3 protein-coding genes are annotated in these 3,562 nt (G+C 35.9%); 2 read left to right on the top strand and 1 reads right to left on the bottom strand.

What is annotated here, in order from left to right; genetic code table 11:
- Positions 1-561 (top strand): efflux RND transporter permease subunit (locus ABYK33_RS14725; protein WP_373034058.1); only part of this gene is annotated, 561 nt, incomplete at its 5' end.
- On the opposite strand, the gene ABYK33_RS14720 is transcribed toward ABYK33_RS14725, so the two are convergent.
- Positions 558-1,385 carry a hypothetical protein gene (locus ABYK33_RS14720; protein WP_373034057.1) on the bottom strand — a complete coding sequence of 276 codons (828 nt, stop codon included), beginning with the start codon at positions 1,383-1,385 and terminating at the stop codon, positions 558-560. The genes ABYK33_RS14725 and ABYK33_RS14720 overlap by 4 nt on opposite strands.
- A gap of 170 nt (positions 1,386-1,555) precedes the next feature.
- Here ABYK33_RS14720 and ABYK33_RS14715 point away from each other — a divergent pair, with 170 nt between their 5' ends.
- A complete protein-coding gene (locus ABYK33_RS14715) occupies positions 1,556-3,448 on the top strand; it encodes a hypothetical protein (protein WP_373034056.1) in 1,893 nt (630 codons plus the stop codon).
- Positions 3,449-3,562: the final 114 nt, after the last annotated feature.

Below are 3,562 nucleotides of genomic sequence, written 5' to 3'. Positions count from 1 at the left end.
TTAAAACCGCTTTTGGATGAAATAGAAACTGAAGGTGTGAAACTTATTATTAAAGGTGAAGAAAAAGAGAATGCAAAGCTTCAAAAAGAGCTTGGACAGGCATTGATGATCGCTACTTTTCTTATCTTTATTACGCTGGTGTGGATGTTTAACTCTTTGGTTTTGCCAGGCATCATACTTACGACGATACCGCTTTCTCTATTTGGAGCTTTAGTAGGAACTAAATTAATGGGTGTAAATATGACGATGCCAGGTATGATGGGTGTCATAGGACTTGCTGGTGTTGTGGTCAATGATGGACTGATAATGTTGGACTTCATCAAGGGAAGCAAGAATTATGAAGAGATGCAGCAAAAAGCAGGGATGAGATTGCGTCCTATCTTATTGACCTCTGTGACGACTGTATTAGGCTTGTCTTCTTTAATGTTCTTTGCTTCGGGACAGGCACTTATCTTACAACCTATGGCGATCAGTCTTGGCTTCGGTATTGCATGGGCAACGGTGTTGAACCTTTATTATGTACCTTTGATGTACGCAGTGATATATAGAGTAAAGCATTAAACTGTTTTAGTCAGTTCGTTCATGCCTAGTAAATCTTCCATACTGACTTCATCACCAAATTGTTTGAATAGTTGACAAATTCGATTAAGTTGAATGTCTGAACGTTCCAGATAAGGATTGTTATCTATGAATTGCCAAAATGGTTCTGGATTCTTACAGAGTTCTTTAAGGTAGTGCCTAGTGAGTTGTCCCATAGTATCCTCTGTTTTTTCACCTGCAATTAAATAATTTTCTTTTTTAATAACAAATGGAAATCTTACTCCATAATAATCTACTGCATCACCTATGGGTTCAAAGGCAACACTTTGTCTTTTTAAAATACGATGTAATGAATGTTCCATGATGGCAAAAATTCTAGAGTAATGATAAAGAAAAAAGTTGATTCTTGTTGCACTCATAAGAGCCATTGACAGAAGTGTTCTTAATTGGCTCATAGAAAAATCTTCATGTTCCGGAAGCGTTTTTATGAGAGCCAAACGAGAGATTTCACAAATAGGTAGATCTTTGGTTAAATGATCAATACAGTCAACTTTACCATCTCTTTGCATAGGCATTATCTGAATCGGTGTATGTGCATTAATAAAAATAACTCTTACTGATCCGACATATGTTTTTGTTATTTTATGTTGTAAAAGATAGATAAATGACTGTTTATCATCTTTATTGATAAGAAAGTTTCGGGATTCCAACTCTTCTAAAGACATTTCCAGTCTTGCAACAAAGACTTCTGCTCTTATATCTTTTACTGCTTGTATATGTTCTTCTGTTGTGGCAAGGATAATAGAATATTCTTCCGTCAAGAGGTGAAAAGCTTTTGTAAGCACTAAATAATCCTTGATAATTACGATGTAAGAGTATAGGGGCTTTTTCGTTATATGTTGCTAAAAAGTATTTTGACATTTTTTTGACATTATTTTGCTATACTTAATCTAATTGAAGATACTTACAAAAAACTAGGATATAATTTAAAATAATTTTAGGTAATGGATAAAAGATGAGTAATTTTTTTGGACAAAGTGTGATACAGAAGGGCTTGGTTTTTTTATGGTTACTCTCTTCAAATATGGTTTATGCTGAGAATATAGATAGTATTTTACAAGAGTATAATCAGAAAAATGACTTAAGCCAAAAAACGATTGATGAAAACAAAGGGCATTTGATACTTTTCACCAGAGAAAAACTGGAAAAGATGCATGCCAAAACACTTAAAGATGTGTTTAAAACCACACCTATGATCTATTATCATGAAAATAGATATGCCTTACCAGATCCTTTAACATCAGGAGCATTTGAAGCTTACAGAAGTAATTTTGTCCGTCTTTATGTGGATGGTGTAGAGATTACCCAAGGCTGGATGGGTAGTGGATTGATGCTTTATGGGGATGTGAACATAGATTTTGTTGACCATATAGAGTTTTATTATATGACTCCCTCTTTTGAAACTACTGTTGAGCCAGCATACCTTACCGTTTTTCTTTACTCCAAAGATCCAAAACGTGATGCTGGAGGAAAGCTAGACCTTGTACAGGGCAGCAGAGGATATAACTCTCAGAGCCTCAGTTATGGTGAGCAGAAGGAAGACTTCTCCTATATGGTCAACTTCTCTCATACTGATGCAGTGAGGGAAACCATAGATAATGGAACCTCCAGGCCTCTCAGTAGAGACTTTGAACGTACACAACTTTTTTCTTATATTAAAACAGAAGATCAAATTTTTCACCTACAAGTAATGAAGAAAAATACTGATAGTCTAGCGGGTATGAGTTGGGATGCTACCCCTTTAGAATCTGGAATTGATTATTTGAATGTACACATAGATTACGGTATTGACTTAAGTGAGCATTGGCGTGGGCAGTTTGTTTATGAGTGGCTCAAGACTGATATGGAACAAGCAGATGAGTTTCCTTTGGCTTGGGCTGATGCTTTGGGCTCCAACACTTTTGATGGAAAATACAAGAATAGCACTTATACAGCAGAGCTGACATATACTGAAACGATAAAGGACCATCGCCTCACAGCCGGAATAAAGGGCAGGTTAAAAAAGCTTGATTCTTTTGAAAATAATGGGCAAGACTCACTAATAACTCCATTTACAGAAGAAAGAGTAGGTTCTCTCTTTTTTCAAGACCAATACAGCTTAAGTGCTCAAGAGTTGTTGACGTTTGGTGTATCATATAATCATATAGGACGCAATGGAGGAGCAGGGGATGATTCTCTCTGGCAGCTTCGCTTGGGCTATCTTTATAGCAGTGAGAATTGGAGCTATAAGGCATATCTTTTTCGTAATCAGTTTGCCTTGGAGCCACTGGTGCGCTATTTGGATCTTTCAATCTATCAAAATGTAGATGCGCAAACAACGATAGGGATAACCCAGGAGTTTTCATATAGTGATAAAAAACAACGCATAAGACTTATCTTGCAGGCGATGCAGGATGAAGATAGTCTGATTCAAGACAGAGCAAATATGTTAGGGAATGATACAAAATATTTTACATCGGTCCTTAATTATGATTATAGTTTTAATGCAGATAACCAAATGAATTTACAGCTCTATTATGCACACTATAGGGATATCTTCAATTTAGATAAATTGGAAGATGTTAGTGGATATTTCAGTTTTACAAACAGCCATGAAGACATTGATTTTTATAATGGTGTTGTTTGGCATACGAACAGCGTTAATTGGACAAACTACTTTGATCTGACAAGTTCTATTTCTTGGAATGTGAACGAAGATCTTACATTGACACTTAAAGGAGATAATCTTTTAAATAAAGCAAAAAAGACGAGTCAATATACAATAAACCCGGTAAATGGTGCAATCGGCGCTTTAGAGATCTCTCCTATAGATCAACGTGTCATGATTGAACTGGAGTATATGTTTTGAAAAAGATCCTTATTCTCTTAACCCTTCTGTATGGGCATCTTTATGCAATGGATAGGGAGAGTACGCTTAAAATGTATCATAGCATTTTTACTGCTTTGTCTCCAAAAGCATCGA

The sequence above is a fragment of the Sulfurovum sp. genome (assembly GCF_041562805.1).
Taxonomy (GTDB): domain Bacteria; phylum Campylobacterota; class Campylobacteria; order Campylobacterales; family Sulfurovaceae; genus Sulfurovum.
This window is presented reverse-complemented; position numbering and strand designations above follow the sequence as displayed.